Annotated in this window: 20 protein-coding genes; 6 read left to right on the top strand and 14 right to left on the bottom strand. The window is 60.4% G+C overall.

Annotated elements, in window-relative coordinates; all coding sequences use genetic code 11:
• Positions 1 to 8: 8 nt before the first annotated feature.
• The 9 genes from FPZ52_RS03735 to FPZ52_RS03775 form a co-directional block, all read right to left on the bottom strand.
• Entirely contained in the window at positions 9 to 992 is a 984-nt protein-coding gene (locus FPZ52_RS03735) for a glycosyl transferase family protein (RefSeq protein ID WP_146363839.1), read from the bottom strand.
• A complete protein-coding gene (locus FPZ52_RS03740) occupies positions 989 to 3631 on the bottom strand; it encodes a nitrate reductase (RefSeq protein ID WP_146363841.1) in 2643 nt (880 codons plus the stop codon). Before FPZ52_RS03740 ends, FPZ52_RS03735 begins: the two co-directional genes overlap by 4 nt.
• Positions 3631 to 3963, bottom strand: coding sequence for a nitrite reductase small subunit NirD (nirD, locus tag FPZ52_RS03745; RefSeq protein WP_146363843.1), 333 nt, complete (start codon positions 3961 to 3963; stop codon positions 3631 to 3633). The genes FPZ52_RS03740 and nirD overlap by 1 nt, the downstream gene beginning before the upstream one ends.
• Positions 3960 to 6401 carry a nitrite reductase large subunit NirB gene (gene nirB / locus FPZ52_RS03750; RefSeq protein WP_146365646.1) on the bottom strand — a complete coding sequence of 814 codons (2442 nt, stop codon included), beginning with the start codon at positions 6399 to 6401 and terminating at the stop codon, positions 3960 to 3962. The genes nirD and nirB overlap by 4 nt, the downstream gene beginning before the upstream one ends.
• Positions 6401 to 8065, bottom strand: coding sequence for an ABC transporter ATP-binding protein (locus tag FPZ52_RS03755; protein WP_146363845.1), 1665 nt, complete (start codon positions 8063 to 8065; stop codon positions 6401 to 6403). Before FPZ52_RS03755 ends, nirB begins: the two co-directional genes overlap by 1 nt.
• 5 nt (positions 8066 to 8070) lie before the next feature.
• Positions 8071 to 9153: an ABC transporter permease gene (locus FPZ52_RS03760; RefSeq protein WP_146363847.1), complete on the bottom strand. Its 1083-nt coding sequence runs from the start codon at positions 9151 to 9153 to the stop codon at positions 8071 to 8073.
• A 112-nt stretch (positions 9154 to 9265) separates the two neighbouring features.
• A complete protein-coding gene (locus FPZ52_RS03765; RefSeq protein WP_146363849.1) occupies positions 9266 to 10633 on the bottom strand; it encodes a CmpA/NrtA family ABC transporter substrate-binding protein in 1368 nt (455 codons plus the stop codon).
• A 257-nt stretch (positions 10634 to 10890) separates the two neighbouring features.
• Positions 10891 to 12069 carry an ABC transporter substrate-binding protein gene (locus tag FPZ52_RS03770; protein ID WP_146363851.1) on the bottom strand — a complete coding sequence of 393 codons (1179 nt, stop codon included), beginning with the start codon at positions 12067 to 12069 and terminating at the stop codon, positions 10891 to 10893.
• Positions 12066 to 12650 carry an ANTAR domain-containing response regulator gene (locus FPZ52_RS03775; RefSeq protein WP_146363853.1) on the bottom strand — a complete coding sequence of 195 codons (585 nt, stop codon included), beginning with the start codon at positions 12648 to 12650 and terminating at the stop codon, positions 12066 to 12068. The genes FPZ52_RS03770 and FPZ52_RS03775 overlap by 4 nt, the downstream gene beginning before the upstream one ends.
• 292 nt (positions 12651 to 12942) lie before the next feature.
• Between FPZ52_RS03775 and FPZ52_RS03780 the strand changes: the two genes are divergently transcribed.
• On the top strand, positions 12943 to 13794 hold the full coding sequence (locus FPZ52_RS03780; protein ID WP_146363855.1) for a bifunctional allantoicase/(S)-ureidoglycine aminohydrolase: 852 nt from the start codon (positions 12943 to 12945) through the stop codon (positions 13792 to 13794).
• Here FPZ52_RS03780 and bhcR read toward each other — a convergent pair whose 3' ends face one another.
• Positions 13795 to 14613, bottom strand: coding sequence for an HTH-type transcriptional regulator BhcR (gene bhcR, locus FPZ52_RS03785; RefSeq protein ID WP_146363857.1), 819 nt, complete (start codon positions 14611 to 14613; stop codon positions 13795 to 13797). It abuts the gene before it with no gap.
• Between the two features lie 171 nt (positions 14614 to 14784).
• Here bhcR and bhcA point away from each other — a divergent pair, with 171 nt between their 5' ends.
• From bhcA to FPZ52_RS03810, 5 genes are all read left to right on the top strand, one after another.
• Positions 14785 to 15975, top strand: coding sequence for an L-aspartate--glyoxylate aminotransferase BhcA (gene bhcA, locus FPZ52_RS03790; protein WP_146363859.1), 1191 nt, complete (start codon positions 14785 to 14787; stop codon positions 15973 to 15975).
• A gap of 6 nt (positions 15976 to 15981) precedes the next feature.
• Positions 15982 to 16953 carry a beta-hydroxyaspartate dehydratase BhcB gene (gene bhcB / locus FPZ52_RS03795; protein WP_146363861.1) on the top strand — a complete coding sequence of 324 codons (972 nt, stop codon included), beginning with the start codon at positions 15982 to 15984 and terminating at the stop codon, positions 16951 to 16953.
• A 10-nt stretch (positions 16954 to 16963) separates the two neighbouring features.
• On the top strand, positions 16964 to 18127 hold the full coding sequence (gene bhcC / locus FPZ52_RS03800) for a 3-hydroxy-D-aspartate aldolase BhcC (protein WP_146363863.1): 1164 nt from the start codon (positions 16964 to 16966) through the stop codon (positions 18125 to 18127).
• 63 nt (positions 18128 to 18190) lie between these two features.
• Positions 18191 to 19156, top strand: a complete 966-nt coding sequence (gene bhcD, locus FPZ52_RS03805) for an iminosuccinate reductase BhcD (RefSeq protein ID WP_146363865.1) — start codon at positions 18191 to 18193, stop codon at positions 19154 to 19156.
• 22 nt (positions 19157 to 19178) lie between these two features.
• Positions 19179 to 20174, top strand: a complete 996-nt coding sequence (locus FPZ52_RS03810) for a type I glyceraldehyde-3-phosphate dehydrogenase (protein ID WP_146363867.1) — start codon at positions 19179 to 19181, stop codon at positions 20172 to 20174.
• A 3-nt stretch (positions 20175 to 20177) separates the two neighbouring features.
• Here the strand turns inward: FPZ52_RS03810 and FPZ52_RS03815 are convergent, their stop codons facing one another.
• The 4 genes from FPZ52_RS03815 to puuE form a co-directional block, all read right to left on the bottom strand.
• Positions 20178 to 20765: a YdeI/OmpD-associated family protein gene (locus FPZ52_RS03815; protein ID WP_146363869.1), complete on the bottom strand. Its 588-nt coding sequence runs from the start codon at positions 20763 to 20765 to the stop codon at positions 20178 to 20180.
• 125 nt (positions 20766 to 20890) lie between these two features.
• Positions 20891 to 22321, bottom strand: coding sequence for a uracil-xanthine permease family protein (locus FPZ52_RS03820; protein WP_146363871.1), 1431 nt, complete (start codon positions 22319 to 22321; stop codon positions 20891 to 20893).
• Between the two features lie 58 nt (positions 22322 to 22379).
• Positions 22380 to 22862 carry an ureidoglycolate lyase gene (locus FPZ52_RS03825; RefSeq protein ID WP_146363873.1) on the bottom strand — a complete coding sequence of 161 codons (483 nt, stop codon included), beginning with the start codon at positions 22860 to 22862 and terminating at the stop codon, positions 22380 to 22382.
• A complete protein-coding gene (gene puuE, locus FPZ52_RS03830) occupies positions 22859 to 24274 on the bottom strand; it encodes an allantoinase PuuE (protein ID WP_146363875.1) in 1416 nt (471 codons plus the stop codon). Before puuE ends, FPZ52_RS03825 begins: the two co-directional genes overlap by 4 nt.
• Positions 24275 to 24352 lie beyond the last annotated feature (78 nt).

Consider the following 24352-nt stretch of genomic DNA (forward strand, 5'->3'; position numbering starts at 1 on the left):
GTCTCCTGTCAGGCCGCCTGAATCTGAGACCGGCTGGCCCACAGCGCCTCGGCGCGGCTTTGGGCTTTGGCCAGGGTGCTGGATTTGCCGCTGGCGAGGAGCGCAAGCGCGGCAGTTCCGGTGATCACGGACTCGGCGAAGGCATCGCTGATATCGCCATTCCACAGGCGGGCCATGTCTTCGCGGGTGAGTTCATCCGCTGAAAGGCGACGATGCTCTTCGATCAGGACCGGCGTACGGTCTCGCCACTGTTTTCCGTCTGCCAGGCCGTAGATCGAGATTTCCTTTGACGGGTGGCGTTCGAATTCACCACCGCCACCTTTGATGATCAGCGCGTTGGGTTGGCTCAGACGTTCCGCGGCGCTGATTTGAAGCTCGCGATAGGGGGGGTGAAACACGCCTTGGACGGTGCTGGCCGCCCCACCCGGGTTCTGAACGCGCAACACCGTGTTGACGGCAGACCGCAGCCCGAGAACCTTACGCAGCTTCAGCAACTCGAACCCGCGCGGATGAAAGGTTTCCAGCGGGAGATAGCTGATCCGGTGCCTGTCCATCAGTCTGCCGGCGTCGGATAGCGAAGATGCGACTGGGATATCGATAACCGGCAAGGCCTCTTGCACCGATGCGATTGCCCCTTGGTGGCTGTTCCAGCCATGCAGCAAAACGCGAACGCCCGACTGCGCCACCAGCTTTGCCGACAGCAGAAACCACGGCAAACCACGTGACCGACCCGCGGCATAGCTTGGCCAGTCCAGATCGGCGCGCGCGGCATAGCGATCATCGATCAACTCGCGGAATGCCTCGACGAAGCCTGCTATTTCGTCTGGCACTTCGCCACGGTATCGCAGTAGCATCAGAAGCGCGCCGACGGCCTCGGGCGCCGCGTCGCCCGACAGGATGATGCGCATTGCGTCGCGGGCCTCGTCGCGGGACAGGGATCTGGCGCGGGACGGACCTCGCCCCATGGCGCGGATATACGGGGTCAGTGTCATTCTGCGGCCTCCAGTCGTTGGGATTGTTCCAACAACCTGCGTAGCTCCGGCCTGCACGACCCGCAATTGGTTCCCGCACGCAGGGCGTCTCCGATGGCATCCACAGATACGAGGCGCTTTTCGTCGATCGCCGCCAGAATGGTGTTCGCGCCGACGTCGAAACAGGCACAGACCGTGGGGCCCGGATCAGGGCGATCCGCACCGGGCCAGCCCGACAGTACATCGGCCGAGGCGTCCAGGCCGGGCAGTGCGCCAAGGTAGTTCCGCGCAAGAGCAATCGGCTGAGGACCGATGAACAGCGCTGCCAGGAGTTTTCCGTCGCACAGGAACGCGATACGCGTCCCGCTACGGCGGGCATCCTCGACGACGACACGGGGCACCTCATCAAGCCCGAAGCAGTCCTGTGCCCAGTCGGTCCAATCTTCGGGAAATGTGTCTCCGGCCATTTCGCACTGCCAGCCACTTTGGGTCTTGGAGCGTGCCCAATATGCGCAATCCGGTTGAAAGCGGTTGGATGCAACGGCGAAGCCAAACCACTTCGTATCGAAACGAGAAACCTTGACCGGCGCAGCCTTGCTTTCGGGCTGGCCCGATACCGGGTCGACGCGAGAGGGGACCACGGCGTCTATCCGGCCTTCGGACGTGAACTCACCTGTCCAGTGCATGGGAGCGAACATCTCGCCCGGCCGAACGCGGTCTGTCACCAGAACGCGCAACAAAGCGCGCCCGGTCGGGTTTTGCACGGCCGCGATATCGGCAGGCTTCAAACCGTGCTGCCGGGCGTCGTCTGGATGGATTTCGAGATAGGGCTCCGCGATGTGTTTCGAAAGCCGCGCGGATTTGCCGGTGCGCGTCAGCGTGTGCCAGTGGTCGCGCACACGGCCTGTATTCAGCACCAAGGGATAAGCATCGGGTTTCGCGGGACCGGAATGCCGCACCGGGATCATCCGCGCCCTGCGGTCAGGGGTATAAAAACCACCATCGCCGAACAGGCGTGCATTGTCGACGTTGCCGACCGGCCAACGGAACGGATGAAGCGTTTCATAGTCGGTGTCGCCGATCTCCGACAGGGCCGAGATATCGAAATCCAGTCCAAAGCTGGCGGTTACGCGGGACAGTTGCGCATGTTCGCGGAACACGTCGGCGGGCTTGGCGTGGGTGAAGGCATCGCTCCAGCCCATCGCGCAGGCGACGTCGCAAATGATCCGCCAGTCGGCGCGTGCCTCACCGGGGGCGGGCAGGAAAGGTCGCTGCCGGCTGATCCGGCGCTCTGAATTGGTGACGGTGCCATCTTTTTCGCCCCAGCCGAGCGCAGGGAAAAGTACGTCAGCCAGACGGGCGGTGTCGGTCCGGGCGGTTACATCGGAAACGGCCACGAAGTCGCAAAGTTCTATCGCATCACGGACCAGATCGGCGTCCGGCATGGACACCGCCGGGTTAGTCCCTATGATCCAAAGTGCCTTTATCTTGCCATCCGCGACCGCTTGGAACAGATCAACCGCCTTGCGCCCGGGACCTTGAGCGATACGGGGGCTGTTCCAGAATTTCTTTACAGCGTCGCGATGGGTCTGGTCGTCGATGTCCAGGTGATTGGCCAACATGTTGGCCAAGCCTCCGACCTCGCGTCCACCCATCGCATTGGGTTGCCCGGTGACGCTGAACGGGCCCATGCCTGGCCGTCCAATGCGTCCGGTCGCAAGGTGACAGTTGATGATCGCGTTGACCTTGTCGGTGCCGTTCGAGGACTGGTTCACCCCTTGGCTGAAGACTGTGACCACCTTTTCCGTCCCGATCCACATGTCGCAGAACGCATTGATATCGTCGCGCGACAGGCCGGTGGCATCCGGATCAGACGCTCGTGCGGCCCCAAGCGCTGACATGAACCCGCTGACATGATCGTTGATGTAGCGCCAGTTGCAGGCCCCGCGCCGCGATATCTCGGCCAGAAGCGTGTTGAACAGTGCGACGTCGGATCCCGATTTCAGAGGCAGGTGCAGATCGGCAATGTCGCATGTAGCGGTGCGGCGCGGGTCGATGTTGACGACCCGCATTTCGGGACGTTCCGCTTTGGCCGCAACGATACGCTGATACAGCACCGGGTGGCACCAGGCGAGGTTGGATCCGACCAGCACGACCAGATCGGCCAGTTCAAGGTCTTCATAGCATCCCGGAACCGTGTCCGTGCCAAAGGCGCGGCGGTGTCCCGCCACGGTCGAGGCCATGCATAGCCGCGAATTGGTGTCGATGTTGCCCGTGCCGATGAAACCTTTCATCAGCTTGTTGGCGACGTAGTAGTCCTCGGTCAGCATCTGGCCCGAGACATAGAAAGCCACGCTTTCAGGCCCGTGCTGGGCGATGGTGGAACTGAACGCGCTTGCGGCCCGCGCAATCGCGGAGTCCCAATCGGCGCGGTGACCGTCCACGACGGGATGGAGCAGCCGGTCTTCCAACCCGATTGTTTCCAAAAGCGCAGAGCCTTTGGAACACAAGCGTCCCTTGTTCGCCGGATGATCGGGATCACCCTGCAGCGACCGCGTGCCATCCGCGCCCTGCGTGATCTTCACGCCGCAGCCCACGCCGCAATAGGGGCATGTGCTGCGGGTGGTTTTCACCGATGAAAATGGAGCACTTCCGTCCATCACGCAGCCGACCGCTTCATCAGTTCGGTTGCATCCAGATAGACGCGGCCATCCTGCACGCGCGCCGAATAGGTCGAAATCTGCCCCTCATCCGCGCCCTCAGCCTCGCCCGTTTCCAGCGAGAACACCCAGTTGTGCAAAGGGCAGGTGACCTTGTGGCCATGCACGATGCCTTCGCTCAGCGGGCCACCCTTATGCGGGCAACGGTCCGAGGTGGCAAATACCTGATCGTCGCGGGTACGAAAGACCGCCACGCACCCCATTGCCGTTTTCACGACGCGGGCACCGCGTTGCGGGATGTCGTCCAACGCGCCGATATCAACCCAGTTCATTCCGCGGCCTCCAGTGTCAGATTGGCAAGGGGCGCCATGGCATGCTGCGCGTCCGCATTGGCGCGCTCGGCCCAAGGGTCCTTCTGGTAGATGCTTTGCGACAGGTCGAACCGTTCGATCAGCATCTGGCGCTCGGCCAGATCGTCGACCACGCGCGCTTTTACCCAGTCGAGCCCGACCTTGGCGAGCCATTTGTAGGGCCGGTCCAGGTACTTCGCGTTTTCGCGGAATAGCTGGACGAACGCGACGGTCACGTCGATCGCCTCCTGCTCGGACGTGACCTTGGCCAGCGCTTCGGTTTCCTTCAAATCCATGCCGGCGGCACCGCCGACGCTGACCTCATAACCGCTATCGACACAGACGATACCGACATCCTTGCAGGTCGCTTCGGCACAGTTGCGCGGACAGCCCGACACAGCCAGCTTCACCTTGTGCGGCGTCCATGATCCCCACAGACGCTTTTCAAGCTTAACGCCAAGCCCAGTGCTGTCTTGCGTCCCGAAACGGCAGTGTTCCTTGCCGACACAGGTCTTCACCGTTCGTAGCCCCTTGGAATAAGCGTGTCCGGATACCAGCCCGGCGGCGTTCAGATCGGCCCACATGCGGGGCAGGTCTTCCTTCTTGACGCCCAGAAGGTCGATACGCTGCCCGCCAGTCACCTTCACGGTCGGGACGTTGTACTTGTCCGCCGCATCCGCAATGGCGCGCAATTCGCGTGGATTGGTCAGACCGCCCCACATGCGCGGAACGACAGAATAGGTACCATCTTTCTGGATGTTCGCGTGGTTGCGTTCATTGACGAAGCGGCTTTGCGGATCGTCGCGGTATTCCGCTGGCCAATCCGCCAGCAGGTAGAAATTCAGGGCAGGGCGGCACACATGACACCCGCAGGAAGTTTTCCAGTCAAGCTCCTGCATGACGGCGGGCATTGATTTCAGTTCCTGAGACTTGATCAGGCGGCGCACGTCCTCATGCGTCAGATCCGTACAGCCGCAGACGGGTTGTGCTGTCGGCAGGACGAAATCATCACCGAGCGTGACCGCCAGCACCTGTTCGACCAGGCCGGTACAGGTCCCGCAGGACCCCGACGCCTTGGTCACCGCGCGCATGGCGCCCAGATCGGTTGCACCATCCTGGATGGCCTGGACGATTTGCCCCTTGCACACGCCGTTACAGCCGCAAATCTCTGCCTCATCCGGCAATGCTGCAACGGCCGCCATAGGGTCCACGCTGGCCCCTCCCTGGAAGGCAGGCCCGAAGATCAGGGTGTCGCGCATTTCGGCGACATCCGTGCCGTCCTTCTGCAGGCCGAAGAACCAGCTTCCGTCCTGCGTATCGCCATACATGACGGCGCCAATCAGGCGATTTTCCTTCAGGACCAGCCGCTTGTAGACACCGCGCGATGGGTCGCGGAACACGATCTCGTCGCGGTCATCGCCATCGGCAAAATCGCCCGCGCTGAACAGATCGACACCGGTGACCTTCAGCTTGGTCGAGGTTTGCGAGCCACGATAGGCTGCGTCTTCGCCCTGCAATGTCTTTGCCGCGACCTTCGCCATCTCGTAAAGCGGTGCAACGAGGCCGTAGACGATGCCCTCATGCTGCACACATTCGCCAAATGCCAGGATGTCAGGGTCGCTGGTTACCATCTGGTCGTTGACGACGATGCCGCGCTCGACCTCCAGTTCGGCGTCCGTGGCGATGCGGGTTTCGGGTCGGATGCCCGCCGCCATGACCACGATATCGGCGTCGTAGACCGTGCCGTCCTCCAACAGCACGGCCTCGACTTTCTCCTCCCCGAGAATGGCTTTGGTCGCTGCTTCGCAATGCACGCGGATGCCGCGGCCTTCTAATTCCTTGCGCAGCAGATATCCCGCGGCGGGATCAAGCTGACGTTCCATCAAATGGCCCATCAGGTGCAGCACGGTGACCTTCATCCCGCGCATCTGCAGACCTGCCGCTGCTTCCAGCCCCAACAGACCCCCGCCGATCACCACGGCCTTGGGATTGGGCTTTTCGGCGGCATCCAGCATCTTGTGAACGTCATCCAGATCGCGATAGGCCATCACGCCCGGCAGATCCTTGCCCGGCACGGGAATGATGAACGGGGCGGATCCGGTGGCGACGATCAGCTTGTCATAGGATGTTTCGCCTTTCGCCGTCACGACGATCTTCCGGTCACGGTCGATGCGGGTCACGGTTTCACCGAAGCGGCAGGTCACGCCGTGCTCGGTATACCATTCCGCATCATGCGTGACGATTTCCTCATACGTCTTTTCGCCGGACAGAACGGGCGACAACATGATCCGGTTGTAGTTCCCGCGCGGCTCAGATCCGAACAGGGTCACGTCATAGGCATCGGGGGCGGCGTCAAAGAGGTGCTCCAGCGCACGGCCAGAGGCCATGCCGGCACCGATCACAACTAGTCTGGGGCGCATCATGCGGCCTCCTTCTTCTTGGGGCGGGCACCGTGTTCATATTCCTCAAGGAACGACAGCAGCTCCTCGCGGTAGGCGTAGTAATCCGAATGCTCCAGCAGCGCCTTGCGCGTGCGCGGGCGGGGCAGGGTGACATCCATGATCTTGCCGATGGTGGCGCGTGGGCCGTTGGTCATCATGACCACGCGGTCGGCCAGCAGGATTGCCTCATCCACATCATGGGTGACGCAAACGGCGGTGACCTTGGTGCGTGACCAGACTTCCATCAGCACCTCCTGCAATTCCCAGCGCGTCAGGCTGTCGAGCATCCCGAAGGGTTCATCGAGCAGCAGCAGCTTGGGCGACAAGGCAAAGGCCCTCGCGATACCGACGCGCTGGCGCATACCGTTCGAAAGTTCCGATGCGGGCTTGTCCATCGCGTCGGCCAGCCCGACCCGTTCCAGATAATATTCGACGACATCCTGTCGTTCCGGCTGGGTGGCCTTGGGGTAGACGCGGTCGACACCGATGGCGACGTTTTCCTTCGCCGTCAGCCACGGAAACAGCGAGGGCGACTGGAACACCACTGCGCGTTCAGGATCGGCACCTTCGACATGGCGGCCATCCAGCTTGATTGCGCCGGATGATATCTCGTTCAGCCCTGCGGTCATGGTCAGGACAGTGGACTTGCCGCAGCCGGAGTGACCGATCAGGCTGACGAACTCGCCCTGCTTCAGGTTCAGCTCGAAATTCTCTACCACGGTCAGTGGTCCCTTGGGGGTGGGGTAGACCTTGCACAGCTGCGAATATTGCAGGTACCGGTCTTCGATCGGGCTGACCGCGGCTTTGGCATAGGCCTTGGGCGCACCGTGGATGGGCGTCACATCGGGCAGAACACGGCTGTCTTCGATCTTGGCCGCGATGCCGACATCCATCAGGTACTTTGTAACCTCCGCGCGCAGTTTCTTGAACTGCGCGTCATGGTTCATCGCGGTACGATCGCGTGGGCGCGGGATGGAGACCTTGAACTCGTCTCCCAGCGTTCCGTCTGGATTGAGCGGGATGATCCGGTCGGCAAGCAGGATTGCCTCGTCCACGTCATTGGTGATCAGCACGACCGTCTTGCGGTCCTGTTCCCAGATCTGCTCGATCTCGTCCTGCAGGTTCGCGCGGGTTAGCGCGTCGAGCGCTGAAAGCGGCTCATCCAGCAACAGCATTTCGGGGTTCATTGCCAGCGCGCGTGCCACGGCCACACGTTGCCGCATACCGCCTGACAGTTCAGCCGGACGACGGTGCGTTGCGTGTGACAGCCCGACCATGCCGATATACTTGTCGATCAGTGCCTTGCGTTCCGATTTTGATTTGCCGGTGTGAACGGCATTAATGGCGAGTTCGATATTTCCTGCAACTGTCAGCCAGGGCATCAGGGAATAGGACTGAAAGACCAGGCCGCGTTCGGGCGAAGGACCGTCAATGGTCTTGCCTTTGAACGTGACGCTGCCGGTGTCTGGTGTTTCCAGCCCTGCCATCAGGTTGATCAGGGTGGATTTCCCGGTGCCGGAAAAGCCGAGGATCGCAACAAATTCGCCGTTCTCGATCTTCAGGTCGATCCCCTTGAGGATCTCGCTGCGCTCGGCACCGTCACCGAAGCCCTTGTTCACGTTGTCGAATTCAAGAATGCTCATGACGCTCACCGGTTGTTCGAGAAGGTGAACAGGGACTGCAGCGCGAACATGATCCGGTCGAGGATGAACCCGATGATCCCGATGGTCAGCACCGCGACCATGATGCGCGCCAGTGAACTCGACGACCCGTTCTGGAACTCGTCCCAGACGAATTTGCCAAGCCCGGGGTTCTGGGCCAGCATTTCAGCCGCGATCAGCACCATCCAGCCGACACCGAGCGACAGGCGCAGGCCGGTGAAAATCAGTGGCAGTGCCGAAGGCAGGACGAGCTTGGTGATCTTCGTCCGCGTATTCAGCTTCAGTACGCGCCCCACATTGACCAGGTCCCTGTCGATGGAAGCCACGCCGAGCGAAGTGTTGATCAAGGTAGGCCATAGCGAACACAACGTGACCGTCACCGCCGATACGATGAACGACTTGGCGAACAGCCCGTCATTGCTGACATAGACCGCCGAGACGATCATCGTCACGATGGGCAACCATGCGAGCGGGCTGACGGGTTTGAAAATCTGGACCAGCGGGTTCATCGCCGCATTGGCCACGGGCGACAGCCCCGCGATGATGCCGAGCGGCACGGCAACGACCGTGGCTAGCAGAAAGCCAAAGAACACGGTCTGTATCGATGTCCAGATCTGGTCGTAATAGCTGGGAGCACCGGTGAAGGGGATGTCCTTGACCTCGTCTGCACGACCGGCTTCGATCAGGCGTTGGTTGCGTTCATCCACGCGGGCTGCGAAGGCGCGTTCCTGTTCGCCCTTTTGCAGCGCGTCCTGATGCAGCCCGACGGCTTCCTCCCAGACCTTGCCGGGGCCGGGGATTGCCCCGAGCGATGTTTGCACGGTCGGGGCGAGCGTGGCCCAAAACATCAGGAATGCGGCGATGGCGACCAGGGGCACGCCCAGAAGTTTCCAGATCTCCTTGACCTGCGCCTTCGGGTTGTCGCCGACAGCGGCCCGAAGCATCGGGGTAAGCCACGAAAGCCCGAGTACCTTGAACCATTTGTCGGCCTTGTTGATGCGGGTGAACAGGCGGGCGCGTCGTTCTTCGCGCTGCGCGTCCTGAATGGTGTGTGTGTCGATTGCGGTCATGTCGTTTCCAGTTCTGGCGTTCGGCTGGGGCAGGGGGGAGGTTCAGGGTGCTGCTCGGAGCTCCGCCCCATCGCGCCTGGAAGGCTCCATCGGGGCCTTTCCAGGACGGCGCTTACCCCTGCACCTCGTTTCCGACGACGCGCTGGTCGCCCTTCAGACCGATGGGAAGGCTGTCGAGATAAGCGTTCGGCGCGCGGCCGTCATACGCGATCCCGTCGATGATATCTTCGGACGGCGTCGGCGCACGGTAGCCGTCGCTGTCCCATGGAAAGTCCGCTTCATCCGCCAGCCCTTCTTCGACCAGAAAGCGCGCAGCTTCGAGATAGATCTCCGGCTTGTAGACCGATTGTGCGATCTCGTCATACCAGCTGTCCGGCTTTGCCTCGCCGATCTGGCCCCAGCGGCGCATCTGCGTCAGGTACCACACGGCGTCCGAGTAGTAAGGGTAGGTCGCGTAATGCCGGAAGAAGACGTTGAAATCAGGTACGTCGCGCGTGTCGCCCTTTTCATACTCGAAAGTGCCGGTCATCGAGTTGGCGATCACTTCGGCGTCTGCACCGACATATTCGGGGCGCGACAGGATCTCGACGGCGGCTTCACGGTTGGCATTGTCGTTTTCATCAAGCCACATCGCCGCGCGGATCAGCGCCTTGGTGATGGCCAGCGTCGTGTTGGGGTTTTCTTCGGCGAATTCGGCGGTGATTCCAAAGACCTTTTCCGGGTTGTTCTTCCAGATTTCGAAATCGGTGATCACCGGCACACCGACCCCTTTGAAGACCGCCTGCTGGTTCCACGGTTCGCCCACGCAGTAGCCGTGGATCGTTCCGGCCTCCATCGTGGCGGGCATTTGCGGCGGCGGGGTGACCGACAACAGGACATCCGCACCGATTTGCCCCGTGGTGTCGTCCTGCCCGTAATAGCCGGGTTCCAGGCCGCCGGCGGCGAGCCAGTAGCGCAATTCGTAATTGTGGGTCGAGACAGGGAAAACCATGCCCATCTTGAACGCCTCACCCTTGGCGCGGTAGTCATCAACCACGGGCGCAAGCGCCTCTGCCGAAATCGGGTGCTGCGGGCGACCGTCATCCATGGTCGGCACGTTAGGCTTCATCATTTCCCAAACGTCATTCGATACGGTGATGCCGTTGCCGTTCAGGTCCATCGAAAAGGGCGTAACGATATGTGCCTCGGTGCCGTAGCCAATGGTCGCGGCCAGTGGCTGGCCGGCCAGCATGTGGGCGCCATCCAGCGTGCCGTCGATCACACCGTCCAGAAGCACCTTCCAGTTTGCCTGCGCTTCCAGCGTGACGAACAGGCCTTCATCGTCGAAATAGCCTTGCTCGTAAGCCACAGCGAGCGGGGCCATATCGGTCAGCTTGATGAAGCCGAAAGTGAGTATGTCTTTTTCAAGCGGCAGCATCTCGGCAAGGGCGGGGCCTGCCAGAAATGTGCTGGTGGCGAGAGTTGCAATGATCCGTTTCATGTTTGGTGCCTCGGTGCGCCCCGAAGGGCCTAGGAAAAACAAAAAAAGCCGCTGACCAACTCCACGGGTTACGCGGAGGGTCGAGCGGCTTTGCTCGGGAACCCACATCTGTGAGGGTGTGTCTGGTGACGAAACGCCCTTGCCTCGTCTGTAGTAATCATGCCTGCTGCTGCACCGCAGCGTCAATGATCACGGCAAATTGGGTTTACATTTTCTTCATCTCGACAGCGCGGTCGCTGCGCTTGCACAAAAATGCATCACATACTGGTGTCGGGATCAAAAATGCGGCCATCGAAGAATCCGTCCGGTTCTAGAATCAGACGTCCGGTTTCCGAGGCAGCGGCGAGCGGCTGCTCGACAATACCTTCGACCTTTTCCGATGCTCCGGGCAGGATCGCACCGCTGTCGCGCAATGCGTCCCGGTATATGTCGGATCGGAAAACCTGCCGCGCGATCGCCATAGCGTCGGCGACATTCAACCCGTGACGTTCGGCCAATCGCCTGCCGATCCACGCGGCCTGGCTTCGCCATGGGAATGTTGCCGCGCCAGCATGAAACCTCAGGAAGTCCGGAACCTGCCGAACCTCCCCGCGCTGCGAGACGACCAGGCGTCCGGTCAGCGCCCGGTCCACGACGATCGAGGAAACATTGAGATACTCCGCCCGGGACAGGATCTCTGCGGCGGTGGTGGAATTGTCGGAATCCGCGAGCCATCGGGCCGCGCGCCACAAGCTGCGCAGAAGCGGGCGTATCTGCGCAGAATGGACTTCGGCCCAGTCATGTCGAACCGCCAGCACCTTTTCGGGTGCGGATTTCCAGATCGCCGCCCCGGGAAGAAGAAGCTCTCCATGTCCGCGTTCGACAGTTTCCGATCCCCATGGCTCCCCCACGCAGAAGGCGTCAATTTCACCATCGGCCATCGCCTGCGCCATCAAGGGTGGGGGGACAGTCTTGATCTTCAGCCGATCCGGGGAGATCAGCCCGGAATCCGTCAGCCAGCAGAACAGCAGCTCTGCATGCATGGAAAACGGGAAGGGAACACCGATACGAAGACCGTCGGGCGTGGCCGCGACAAGCGTGCGACCTGCCTCCAGGACATTCGCGAAATCGAAGGCGAATCCGGCTGCCCGCATCCGTGTGGACAAATCGTTGGATACGCCGATGACGTCGCCATTGATGGATAGCACCGAAAGCGCGTCGACGCGTTGATGGATGCCGCCCAATCCGAGGCTCATCGCGATAGGCACCGGCGACAGCATATGGGCGGCGTCTATCGCACCGACCGCCAGCATGTCGCGAAGGGTTGACCATGACGGCGCAGGTTTCAGCGTAAGGTCCAGACCCTCTTCGTCGGCAAAGCCCAGTTCACGCGCGATGATCAAAGGGGCCGCGTCGGTCAAGGGGATGAACCCGGCGGATACCTTGCGACGGCTCATGACAGCAAGCCCGCAGCGGTCACAAGCGCATCTGCCACATCCGCGACCTTCTTGCCCTGATCCATCGCCGTCTTGCGCAACAATGCATAGGCTTGGTCTTCGCTCATCCCGCGTGCCTTCATCAAAAGGCCCTTGGCCCGGTCGATCACCTTGCGTTCTTCCAGCGCGCGTTTCGTCGCTTCCAGTTCCACGCGCATGCGCTGGAACATGTTGAACCGGGCAATCGCCGCGTCCAGAACCGGTTTGACGCGATCCGCACGGAGACCGTCGACGACATAGGCGGATACGCCAGCCTCGATTGCCGCTTTTGTCAGGCTGTCGTCGCTGCGTCCCACGAACATGGCGACGGGACGCTCCAGGGGACTTGAGGCTAGCGTCAGTTCTTCGAGCATGTCGCGTGACGGGCTGTCGATATCCACGAGCACGACATCGGGATTGCGTTCCGTAATCTTGCGCGCCAATCCCGCAGGCTCCGATATCACGGCGATGTCGTGGTCCCCGGCTTCGCGCAGGCTGTCCACGATAAAATGTGCGCGTTCGCGATCCTGTTCGACGACGACGATAGACAATCGTTCTGGCATAAACTTGAACCCTGCTTTCCGGCCAGACCATGAGCGCGCATAGCGCCAGAGCAACCTGAGAAGAACATCACAGCCTGCGCGGTTGGTCGTGATGGCATGAAGTGCGCAAACTATGAGCGACGACGTCTAAAAAAGGTGCACCTGCGGGATGGCATGGCGTGTCGGTCGACAATTGCAAAGGTACCCGGATTATCAAAAATACCGGAAAGAACCTGTCTGGACGGCGGCAATGGTCGAGCGAATGCGGGTTCTCTAAAGTCGTCGAGAACCATGCGAAGCGCAGGAGTATGCGATGCCCGATCCCAACTATTTTGCGCCCAGGGGCGGCTTGCCGGGCCAGACGGAACTACTGACCGGTCGCGCCGTATTCACGGATAGCTACGCCGTCATTCCGCAGGGAACCATGCGGGACATCGTGACTAGCTTATTACCGTTTTGGGACGAGACACGGCTGTGGGTCATCGCGCGCCCGATGACCGGGTTCTCCGAGACATTTTCGCATTACATCATGGAAGTGCAAACGGGCGGGGGCAGCGACAAACCGGAATGCGACACCGGCGCGCAGGGCGTCTTGTTCGTCGTGGAAGGCGCGGTAGAAGTAACGGTCAATGACGAAACGCATGAACTGACGCCCGGTGGTTACGCGTATCTGCCCGCCGGAAGCGGTTGGACGCTGCGCAATCGCGGCGAAGCCACCGCACGGTTCCACTGGATCAGAAAAACCTATGATGCCGTCGACGGGCTGGACAAGCCCGAGCCGCTGTTCCTCAACGAACAAGACATCGAGCCTGCCGCGATGCCGGATACGAACGGCGCTTGGGCGACCACGCGCTTCGTGGATCCGATCGATTTGCGCCACGACATGCACGTCACCATTGTCACGCTGGAACCGGGGGCGGTCATTCCGTTCCTTGAGACCCATGTGATGGAACACGGGCTCTATGTGCTGGAAGGCAAAGCCGTATATCGTCTGAACCGCGATTGGGTGGAGGTCGAGGCCGGCGACTACATGTGGCTGCGCGCCTTCTGCCCGCAGGCCTGTTATGCAGGCGGGCCGGGCAAGTTCCGTTACCTTCTGTACAAGGATGTCAACCGCCACATGCCGCTGGGTCGTGGCGGGCTGAACGCGCCCTCCGCCGGCTGATCATCCGCCAATCGCAGCCGTCAGCCGTTTTGCGGCGTCCTGAACAGCAGCCCCGAGCCGAGGCACATCGTCCCGGCTGACACGGCTTGTGGGGCCGGAGACGGAAATCCCGGCCACGGCTTCCCCGAACGCATTGAATACAGGTGCCGCCACGCAACGCATGCCCTCCGTGCGTTCTTCGTCATCCACGGCGAAGCCGTCGGCACTGGCACGTTTCAAGTCTTCCGTCAGTGTATCGGCAGCGCGGTGTGTCTTCTCGGTGAAGCTCTCCAACGGAAGTTCACCCAGAAGTTTCTCAAGGTGGGACACGTTCATCTGTGACAGCAACGCCTTGCCGATGCCGGAGGCATGCAGCGGTGACAGCGTGCCGGGCGGAAAGAAGGCGCGGATCGGAGCATGCGTTTCCACCTGACTGAGAAAGAGCACCTCGCCGCCGCGCCGGATACCCAGATTGGCGGTTTCGCCCGTGTCTTCCATCAACTCCCGCATGATCGGACGGGCGCGTTCGACAAGGCTTGTACGACGCAGAAAGGCCGACCCCACGAGAAACGCGCCGGATCCGATGCGCCAGCCTTGGGTTTCTTCGTCCAGATCGACCATATTGTGGCGCTGATACGTAACCAATATCCGATAAAGCGTCGCCGGGGACTCGCCCAGTTGCCGTGCAAGCTCAGACAGGGCAATACCTTCGCTTCGGGAAAGCGCGCGCAGAACAACTAGCGCACGGTCGAGCGACTTGATTGTGTTCTGTTCGGTCTTGTCGTGAAAGGCGCGAGGGCGTCCGCGTGTGCGCCTTTCACCACTTTCAACAGAAGTCATAAACTGCTCCACGAATAAAAGTGAAATTACATTTTATAATATGAAAAATACAAGGTATTGAAAAGGCCCGCATTCATAATTTTCGCAAGTTATGAAATCGCATTTCAAAAAAAATTGAGCCTCGGTGAATCCCGCCTTATCTTGAGCCGAACCCGTTCAGAGGAGGGAGCGATGAGCTTTCAGAATCCGGTTTTCATTCCCGGCCCGACCAATATGCCGGAATCGCTGCGCAAGGCTTGTGACATGCCGACTATCGACCATCGGTCGCCTGTCTTTGGTGAAATCCTGCGCCCTGCACGTGACGGTATCCGCAAGGTGCTGAAAGGCGGCAAGGCGGAAATCTTCATCTTCCCGTCCACTGGCACCGGCGGCTGGGAAACGGCGCTGACGAACACGCTGTCGGCCGGTGACAAGGTGCTGGCGGCGCGCAATGGCATGTTCTCGCATCGGTGGATAGATATGTGCCAACGGCATGGGCTGGATGTTCAGGTCGTGAAAACGCCTTGGGGACAGGGCCTGCCCGCCGACCGTTACGCCGAAATTCTGGCAGCGGATAAGGGGCATGAGATCAAGGTCGTCCTGGCAACGCATAACGAGACGGCGACGGGCGTTCGGTCCGACATCGCGGCCGTACGCAAGGCGCTGGATGCGGCGGATCACCCCGCGCTGCTGTTCGTCGATGGTGTCAGTTCCATCGCGTCGATGGATTTCCGTTTTGACGAATGGGGCGTCGATATCGCCGTCACCGGATCGCAAAAGGGCTTCATGCTGCCCGCAGGTCTGGCGATTGTCGGGTTCAGCGAAAAGGCGATGGCGGCTGTCGAAACGGCACAACTGCCGCGCACCTTTTTTGACATCCGCGACATGGCGAAGGGCTATGCCAACAACGCCTATCCCTATACGCCGCCAGTTGGTTTGCTAAATGGGCTTAACGAGGCGACGAAGATGCTGCTGGACGAGGGGCTGGAAAACGTCTTCGCGCGCCACCGCCGCATCGCAGATGGTGTGCGCGCGGCTGTCAATGCCTGGGGCCTGCCGATCTGTGCGGCATCGCCGGATCTGTATTCCGACACGATCACCGCGATCCGCACGCCAGACGGCTTCGATGCGACCAAGATCATCACCCACGCAGCAACCAGGTATGGCGTGGCCTTTGGCGTTGGCTTGGGCGAGGTTGCCGGTAAGGTCTTCCGCATCGGTCATCTGGGCAGCCTGACAGATGTCATGACACTCAGCGGGATTGCGACTGCCGAGATGGTCATGGCCGATCTGGGGCTGGATATCGAACTGGGCTCCGGCGTTGCAGCGGCGCAGGACAGCTATCGCAATTCCGGGCAATCCTTTCAGGTCGCAGCGGAGTAACATGCCATGAAGGATCTGGATCAGATGTATATTCCCACATTTGCAGATGTAGAGGCGGCGCATGACCGCATCGTGCCCTACATCCACCGCACACCGGTTCTGACGTCGAGCTATATCAATTCCCTTGCCGGTGCCGAGCTGTTCTTCAAATGCGAAAATTTCCAGAAGGCCGGGGCCTTCAAGGTCCGTGGCGCGTCGAACGCTGTCTTCGGTCTGGATGATGAGACGGCCAAGCGCGGCGTGGCGACCCATTCTTCGGGCAATCACGCGCTGTCGCTGTCCTACGCAGCGGGCCAGCGGGGTATTCCCTGCCATGTCGTTATGCCGCGCACCGCGCCGCAAGCAAAGAAGGACGCCGTGCGCGGTTATGGCGGTATCATCACCGAATGCGAGCCTTCCACCTCGTCGCGCGAAGAGGTCTTTGCCAAGGTGCAGGTCGAAACCGGCGCCGAATTCGTCCACCCCTATAATGATCACCGCGTCATCGCAGGGCAGGCCACCTGTTCGCGGGAACTGCTGGAGCAAACGGATGGTCTTGACGCTGTCATTGCGCCGATCGGTGGTGGTGGTATGGTATCGGGTACCTGTCTCACGCTGTCCAACATTGCCAAGGATGTCGCGATCTACGCCGCTGAACCCGAGCAGGCCGACGACGCGTATCGCAGCTTCAAGGCCGGTCACATCATCGCGGACGACGCGCCCAACACGGTTGCCGACGGGCTGAAAGTACCGCTGAAAGATCTGACTTGGCATTTCGTCAGCAACCACGTCACCGATATCCTGACCGCCAGCGAGCAGGACATCATCGATGCGATGCGACTGACCTGGCAGCGCATGAAGATCGTGATGGAGCCGTCAAGCGCGGTGCCGCTGGCGACCATTCTGAAGAACCCTGACGTATTCAAGGGCAAGCGTGTCGGTGTGATCGTCACCGGCGGCAATGTGGACCTTGCAAAACTCCCCTGGATGCAAAGCTGAGGAGGCTAAGATGAACGATATGACCAAGATTTCCGAACTCGAAGTCGGTTACGATGTCCCCGCCCAAATCGGCATGGACGAAGCTGATATTCAGACGCCGTGCCTCGTGCTCGACCTCGACGCGTTGGAGCGCAACATCAAGAAGATGGGCGACTATGCCAAGGCGCACGGGATGCGTCACCGCGTACATGGCAAGATGCACAAATCGGTGGATGTTGCGAAGCTGCAGCATGAACTGGGCGGCGCGGTTGGCGTCTGCTGTCAGAAGGTCAGCGAGGCAGAGGTCTTCGCCCGTGGTGGCATCAAGGACATTCTGGTATCGAACGAGGTGCGCGATCCGCGAAAGATCGACCGGCTGGCGCAAATCCCCAAGCTGGGCGCGCGAACCATCGTGTGCGTGGATGACGTCGACAACGTGCCCGAATTGGCTGCTGCCGTTGTGAAACACGGCACACAACTGGAATGTTTTGTCGAGATCGACTGCGGCGCAGGGCGCTGCGGTGTGACGACGACCGAAGCGGTTGTTGAAATCGCCAAGGCGATTGACGCAACACAGGGGCTGAAATTCACCGGCATCCAGGCCTATCAGGGTGCGATGCAGCACATGGACAGCTATGAGGATCGCAAGGCCAAGCTGGACGCGGCAATTGCGCAGGTCACGGACGCGGTCGAGGCGCTGAAAGCCGAAGGGCTGGAGCCGGAACTCGTCTCGGGCGGCGGCACCGGCAGCTACTATTTCGAGAGCGGGTCGGGCGTCTACAACGAGCTTCAGTGCGGCTCCTACGCGTTCATGGATGCCGACTATGGCCGCATCCTGGACAAGGACGGCAACCGCATCGACCAGGGCGAATGGGAGAACGCGTTCTTCATCCTGACCCAGGTGATGAGCCACGCCAAGGCCGACAAGGCGATCTGCGACGCGGGTCTTAAGGCGCAGTCGGTCGATAGCGGCCTGCCGTTCATCTACGGGCGTGACGACGTGGAATACATCAAGTGCTCGGATGAGCATGGGGTTATCGCGGATCCCAAGGGGGTTCTGAAAGTCGGCGAGAAGCTGAAGCTGGTTCCAGGCCATTGCGACCCGACCGCCAACGTTCACGACTGGTATGTCGGGGTACGCAACGGCAAGGTCGAAACCGTCTGGCCCGTCTCGGCCCGTGGCAAGGCCTACTGAGTTACCCGGAGGAGGGGTGGGGGCCGGCCAGTCCGGCCCCCTTTTTATGCGAGAGGACAAAGAATGATCATCGTTCCGGAAAAGGAAATCGCGGGCCTTGTAAGCGAAGAGCAGGCATTCAAGGCGGTCGAGCAGGTCTTCGCGTCGATGTCGAAGCGATCTGCCTACAACTTTCCCGTGATCCGTGAAGCCATTGGCCATGCGGACGCGCTTTACGGGTTCAAATCGGGGTTTGACCGCGAAGCCCTGAACCTTGGCCTGAAATCCGGTGGCTACTGGCCTGGCAATGCAGATAAAGGGCTGACCAACCACCAATCGACCGTTTTCCTGTTCGACGCTGACACGGGGAAGGCGCGGGCGGTTGTCGGCGGCAACCTTCTGACGGCATTGCGTACGGCGGCGGCCTCTGCGGTCTCCATCGCCCATCTGGCGCGCAAGGATGCCAAAGTGCTGGGCATGGTCGGAGCTGGCCATCAATCGACGTTCCAGATGCGCGCGGCCTTGCGGCAGCGGGACTTCGAGAAGGTCATCGGCTGGAACCTGCATCCTGAAATGTTGTCGCGTCTCGAAGACACCGCGGGGGAATTTGGTTTGCCCTTCGAGGCCGTCGATCTCGACCGCATGGGCGCGGACGCGGATGTGATCATCACGATTACTTCCAGCTTCGACGCCATCCTGAAGGCCGATCAGGTCACACCCGGCACGCATCTGGCCTGCATGGGCACCGACACCAAAGGCAAGCAGGAGGTCGATGCCGCATTGCTGGCAAAGGCAAGCGTGTTCACTGATGAGGTCGCGCAATCCGTCACCATAGGCGAGGCACAGCACGCCATTGCCGAGGGCCTGATCAATGAATCCGACATCGCCGAGATCGGCGCGGTTATCAACGCAAGCCATCCGGGCCGCACCTCCGATGACGAGATCACCCTGTTTGACGGTACTGGTGTCGGCTTACAGGATTTGGCGGTCGCGTCAGCCGTTGTTGATCTGGCAGTCGAGCGCGGAGTTGCGATAGAGGTGGACTTCTAGACATCCATAGGAGTCGCAACACATGGACCGTCCAATTCGTATCGCAATCAACGGCTTCGGGCGAATTGGCCGGTCAATCCTGCGGGCGCTCAATACCAACCGGTCGGACGCGGAGATCGAGGTCGTGTGCATCAACGACATCGCCCCGCTGGATACTTGTGCCTATCTGCTTGAATTCGACAGCGTGTTCGGTCCTTTCCCGGGTACGGTGCGCGCGGATGGCGATGCACTGGTCGTCAATGATCACCGTCTGACCTTCCATCAGACGGCGGATATTTCTTCGCTCGATCTGTCTGGTGTCGACCTGGTGCTCGAATGTACCGGGACCGCGGGCAACCGCGCTGTCGCGGAAAGGGGCCTGCGGGCGGGGGCGTCAGGTGTTCTGGTTTCCGGTCCATCCGCCACGGCGGACGTAACCGTGGTTCTCGGCGCGAACGAAAGCGTCTTGGGTGATGCCCGTATTGTCTCGAATGCGTCCTGCACGACCAATGCGCTGGCGCCTCTTTTGAAAGTTCTTGCCGATGGGCCTGGGGTCGAAACGGCGCATATGACCACGATCCATTGCTACACGGGCAGCCAGCCCATGGTTGACGCGCCGCGCGGTGATCTGGCGCGGAGCCGGGCCGGGGCGCTGTCCATGGTCCCCACGACAACGAGCGCCACCAAGCTTATCGACAAGGTGTTGCCCGAACTGACCGGGAAAATCACGGGTGCAGCTGTGCGTGTTCCGGTTGCCAGCGTGTCGGCTGTAGACCTGACCGTTCGGCTTGGGCGTACAATGGACCGGGACGCATTGAACGGCTATCTGCGCGAACACGCCAATGGCCGCGGCATCCTGGGTGTGACGGAGCGTCCGCTCGTGTCCACGGACCTCAGATCACGTCCTGAATCGCTTGTGATCGCCACTCCCGAAACCATCGTATCGGGTCAACAAGCCCGCATCTTTGGCTGGTATGACAATGAATGGGGCTTTTCCAACCGAATGATAGATGTCGCCTTGCTGATGGCTAAACGCTAGACCCTAGCGATCATGCATGCCTTTACCTTGAAGGATTTTCGGCGCTGCCTTGTCGATCCTTGATTGGCGGGTCTTCGACTGCTTGGCTTGCAGGATGTGCAGGATCCACCCGCGCCGCCGACCCGGTGTCAGATCGTCAAAGGCCTCTGCGAGATCGGGGTCGGCTTCCAATCGTTCAGTAAGTTCTTCGGGATAATCCAGGTCGTCCTTCGGGAAATCGACTTTCAGCCCTGCTTGCTCTTTCTCAATCGCCTCGCGGATGTAGGCCTTGATCGTATCGCGGTGCTCCGCGATCTGATCGAGCGATGTCAGCCTCAAGACGCGCGCTGATCGCGAATGCTCTCCGGGCGCTTGCAGGATACCTTCAGGATCCGTCAGCAGTACGCCTTTGAAGAAACCCAACCCGCAAGCGTCCTTCAACCGCCAAACGACGACCAGATTGCCGCCGTCATAGGTGTAGCAGGGCGAATTCCATTTGAAATCCTCGGTCAGTTCCGTTTCCTGAAGGAGCTTGCGCACCGCGTGCAATTCGTCGCGCCACGGGGCGTCCCTGTCGTAGAACGCATCGAGCTTGGTGGTGGAGTCGGTCATGCGAACCTCGGGTGATATGTTACGGGAAGATTTGCAGATGAGGACTGCTCTTGTCTATCCCTGCGAGCGGCCAAATGAAAAAGGCCCGCGAAGTCGCGGGCCAAGGTGTTGAGAAGGTGCAAGGATCAGGTCCGTTTCGGAAATGATCCTTTGCCATGGCCGGACATGCCGCCGGACACTTCCTCGGTTGTTTCATCCGCCAGATCATCCGGCAGGATAAGGTTCAGAACGATTGCCAGAAAGGCCGCGGGTAGCAATCCGCTGGTCATAAGGATGCGTGCCGTGTCAGGCAGGTATTGCACGGCGTCGGGTTCCAGTTGCAGGCCAAGCCCGATGGACAGCGAGATTGCGAAGATCACCATGTTGCGGCGGTTCCATTCAACGTCCGACAACATGGAGATACCTGCCGCGACGACCATTCCGAACATGACGATGACGCCGCCGCCAAGAACCTCGATGGGGACCGTGCGGATGATACCTCCGACTTTGGGAACTAGCCCGCAGATGATCAGGAAAATTGCACCGCAGGTCACAACATGGCGGCTCATTACACCGGTCATGGCGATCAGGCCGACATTCTGGCTGAAGGACGTATTGGGCAGGCCACCGAAGATGCCCGCGACTGCCGTGCCAACACCGTCGGCATAGGTGGCTCCCGCGATTTCTTCTTCGGTTGCCTCGCGTCCCGCCCCGCCCTTGGTGATCCCGGATACATCCCCGACCGTTTCGATGGCGGAGATGAAGGCCATCAGGCAGAAGCCGATGATCGCAGCCAGCGAGAACTCGATTCCATATTTGAACGGTTGCGGCAGGGCGAAGGCAGCAGCGTTGCTCCAAGACCCCGTGATGGATTCGAAGGTCAGCATCCCGACCATCAGTGCATAAACGTAACCGACGATCAGGCCCAGCAGGACCGCGGAAATCGACAACATACCCCTGGTAAAGAATTTCAACCCCAGCGTGACAATGATCACGACCAGCGCGGCTGACCAGTTCAGAAGGCTGCCGTATTCAGGTGTGCCAACGGCGGGCACACCGCCGGCGGCATACTGGATGCCGGTCTTTACAAGCGCGAGACCGATCATGGTGACAACCAGACCAGTAACCAACGGCGGTAGCGCGAACCGGATCTTGCCGATGAACATCCCCAAACATGCATGGAAGATGCCTCCGACGATGACCCCACCGAACAACGCGGCCAGGGCGTCTACGCCTTTGCCCGCGACTAGGGGGATCATGATGGGCAGGAAAGCGAAGGACGTGCCTTGAACGATGGGCAGCGCGGCACCGACCGGGCCAACCGTGAAAGTTTGCAGCAGCGTCGCAATGCCAGCGAACAGCATCGACATTTGGATCAGGTAAAGCAGTTCCGGAAAATCAGGCGAGTTTGACCCAAAGCCGAAACCGGCGGCACCCGCAATGATGATTGCGGGTGTCACGTTGGATACGAACATTGCAAGGACATGCTGGATGCCCAGCGGAATGGCCTTGTGCAAAGGCGGTGTGTAATGCGGATCGCGGAGTTGTTCCGGCGTTCCGATGGAAGTGTCTGCCATCTGGTGTCTCCCTGTAGCAGTTGGCCCTGTTCCGCTCTTTACGGCGGGTGACAGGCAGTTATTGGATCACATAAGGTTCTTCGAACCAGTGCTCTTCCAGATTGTTGCCTTCGCCGATGCGGTCGATAACGGCGAAGAGGCCGGGTTCAGACAGCGGAGTCAAAACTCCGTGCCAGACATTGCGGTGATAGTTCACCGCTTGCCCTTTTTTTGTCAGGAACGCCCGCGGTGCGCCCGGTTTTCCGGCATCGTCAGGTGCGACGATCACCAGAAACGACTCATGCGTCATCGGAATGAAGCTCTGGCAGCCCAGCGGATGACGCTCCATCATATCGAGCGTATAGGGCAGGGCGCGGGGCTTGGCGTCGAACAGGCTGATGCCGAGGCGGCCGGACGGAAAATCCAGATGCGCCTTGTCGTGGTAGCGTCCGCACATGCCCTGGTTTATGATCACGTCAGGCGGGCCGGTGACTTCCAGCACGTCTCCGAAAGGAGCGAAGGTTTCTCGGATCAGTGGTTCCGTCGCAATCACGCGTCTCATGCCAGGATGGCTTTCAGGCGGTGTTCGGCGATGCGTTCCACCTGCTTGCAGGCCTCGGCGAATTCGGTGTCGCGGTCATTGTCCACGCGGCGCTCGAACGCGGCCATGATGCTGGCCTTGTCGTGGTCGCGCACGGCGATGATGAAGGGAAATCCGAACTTTTCAGTATAGTTGTCGTTCAACCCCGTGAACTTTTCGCGTTCCGCATCTGTGAGGGCGTCCAGACCGGCAGAGGCCTGTTCAGCTGTGCTTTCGGCTGTCAGGCGTTTTGCTGCCGCAAGCTTGCCCGCAAGATCGGGGTGGGCTGTCAAAACGCCAAGCCGCTGTTCTTCGGATGCCGTGCGGAACACGCGGCACAACGCGTTGTGCACACCGATCGCCGTGTCATGCGCGGGACCAAGTTCAAGCGCCCAGGCACCTTCCGCGATCCAGGGCGAATGTTCGAAGATGCCGCCATAAGCTTCGACGAAACGATCCTTGTTCATTTGCGAAGGACGCTCAAACCGCTTAGGGGGATGCGTCTCGCGCCAGTGGTTGGCGATGTCGATCCGACGGGGAAACCACACATCGACGTGCGATTTCGCGTATTCCATGAAGCGGCGCAGCGCCTGCACGCGACCGGGACGACCGATCAGGCGACAATGCAGACCAATGCTCATCATCTTTGCTTGTCCGGCCTGACCTTCCGCATAGAGCGCGTCGAAGGCATCTTTCAGGTAGGCATAGAACTGATCGCCCGAGTTGAACCCTTGCGCGCTGGCAAAGCGCATGTCGTTGGCATCAAGCGTGTAGGGGATGATCAGCTGGTCCTTACCGTCGATATCCATCCAGTAGGGCAGATCGTCGTCGTAAGTATCAGAGATGTAATCCAGATCATGCGCCTTCGCGGCCAGCGGGATCGTGTTGACTGAGCAGCGCCCGGTGTACCAGCCATGCGGCTTGGCCCCGGTGACTTCCTCGTGCAGACGAATGGCTTCCGCGATTTGCGCGGCTTCTTCTTCTGCGGGCATGTCCTTGTGCTCGATCCATTTCAGACCATGGCTGGCGATTTCCCAATCAGCATCTTGCATGGCGCGGACCTGTTCGGGGCTGCGGGCCAAGGCCGTTGCGACACCGTAGACGGTTGCCGGGATGCCGAATTCGGTGAACAGACGATGCAGGCGCCAGAAACCGGAACGCGATCCGTACTCGTAGATGGATTCCATGTTCCAGTGGCGTTGGCCGGGCCATTGGGCTGCGCCGACGATCTCGGACAGGAAAGCCTCTGACGCGGCATCACCATGGAGGATGTTGTTTTCACCGCCTTCTTCGTAGTTGATCACGAACTGCACGGCGATCTTCGCACCGCCCGGCCATTTCGCATCCGGGGGTGTCGCGCCGTAGCCAAGCATATCTCGGGGGTATCTGTTCACTTGGGTACTCCTTTGATTGCGGTATAAAACGAAAAAATCGCACAATCTTTCAAAAAATGGCGAAAGGACTGTTACGCT

It is taken from the genome of Qingshengfaniella alkalisoli (assembly GCF_007855645.1).
GTDB classification, from domain to species: Bacteria; Pseudomonadota; Alphaproteobacteria; order Rhodobacterales; family Rhodobacteraceae; genus Qingshengfaniella; species Qingshengfaniella alkalisoli.

Bases quoted from the DNA above. Each gene is read 5' to 3' on its own strand.
- bhcC (WP_146363863.1), top strand. From the start codon at position 16,964: ATGAACGATATGACCAAGATTTCCGAACTCGAAGTCGGTTACGATGTC.
- FPZ52_RS03740 (WP_146363841.1), bottom strand. From the start codon at position 3,631: ATGGACGGAAGTGCTCCATTTTCATCGGTGAAAACCACCCGCAGCACA.
- FPZ52_RS03760 (WP_146363847.1), bottom strand. From the start codon at position 9,153: ATGACCGCAATCGACACACACACCATTCAGGACGCGCAGCGCGAAGAA.
- bhcB (WP_146363861.1), top strand. From the start codon at position 15,982: ATGAAGGATCTGGATCAGATGTATATTCCCACATTTGCAGATGTAGAG.
- FPZ52_RS03765 (WP_146363849.1), bottom strand. From the start codon at position 10,633: ATGAAACGGATCATTGCAACTCTCGCCACCAGCACATTTCTGGCAGGC.
- bhcR (WP_146363857.1), bottom strand. From the start codon at position 14,613: ATGACTTCTGTTGAAAGTGGTGAAAGGCGCACACGCGGACGCCCTCGC.
- FPZ52_RS03755 (WP_146363845.1), bottom strand. From the start codon at position 8,065: ATGAGCATTCTTGAATTCGACAACGTGAACAAGGGCTTCGGTGACGGT.
- FPZ52_RS03815 (WP_146363869.1), bottom strand. From the start codon at position 20,765: ATGACCGACTCCACCACCAAGCTCGATGCGTTCTACGACAGGGACGCC.
- nirB (WP_146365646.1), bottom strand. From the start codon at position 6,401: ATGCGCCCCAGACTAGTTGTGATCGGTGCCGGCATGGCCTCTGGCCGT.
- FPZ52_RS03780 (WP_146363855.1), top strand. From the start codon at position 12,943: ATGCCCGATCCCAACTATTTTGCGCCCAGGGGCGGCTTGCCGGGCCAG.
- FPZ52_RS03775 (WP_146363853.1), bottom strand. From the start codon at position 12,650: ATGCCAGAACGATTGTCTATCGTCGTCGTCGAACAGGATCGCGAACGC.
- FPZ52_RS03770 (WP_146363851.1), bottom strand. From the start codon at position 12,069: ATGAGCCGTCGCAAGGTATCCGCCGGGTTCATCCCCTTGACCGACGCG.
- nirD (WP_146363843.1), bottom strand. From the start codon at position 3,963: ATGAACTGGGTTGATATCGGCGCGTTGGACGACATCCCGCAACGCGGT.
- FPZ52_RS03810 (WP_146363867.1), top strand. From the start codon at position 19,179: ATGGACCGTCCAATTCGTATCGCAATCAACGGCTTCGGGCGAATTGGC.
- FPZ52_RS03825 (WP_146363873.1), bottom strand. From the start codon at position 22,862: ATGAGACGCGTGATTGCGACGGAACCACTGATCCGAGAAACCTTCGCT.
- bhcA (WP_146363859.1), top strand. From the start codon at position 14,785: ATGAGCTTTCAGAATCCGGTTTTCATTCCCGGCCCGACCAATATGCCG.
- FPZ52_RS03735 (WP_146363839.1), bottom strand. From the start codon at position 992: ATGACACTGACCCCGTATATCCGCGCCATGGGGCGAGGTCCGTCCCGC.
- bhcD (WP_146363865.1), top strand. From the start codon at position 18,191: ATGATCATCGTTCCGGAAAAGGAAATCGCGGGCCTTGTAAGCGAAGAG.
- FPZ52_RS03820 (WP_146363871.1), bottom strand. From the start codon at position 22,321: ATGGCAGACACTTCCATCGGAACGCCGGAACAACTCCGCGATCCGCAT.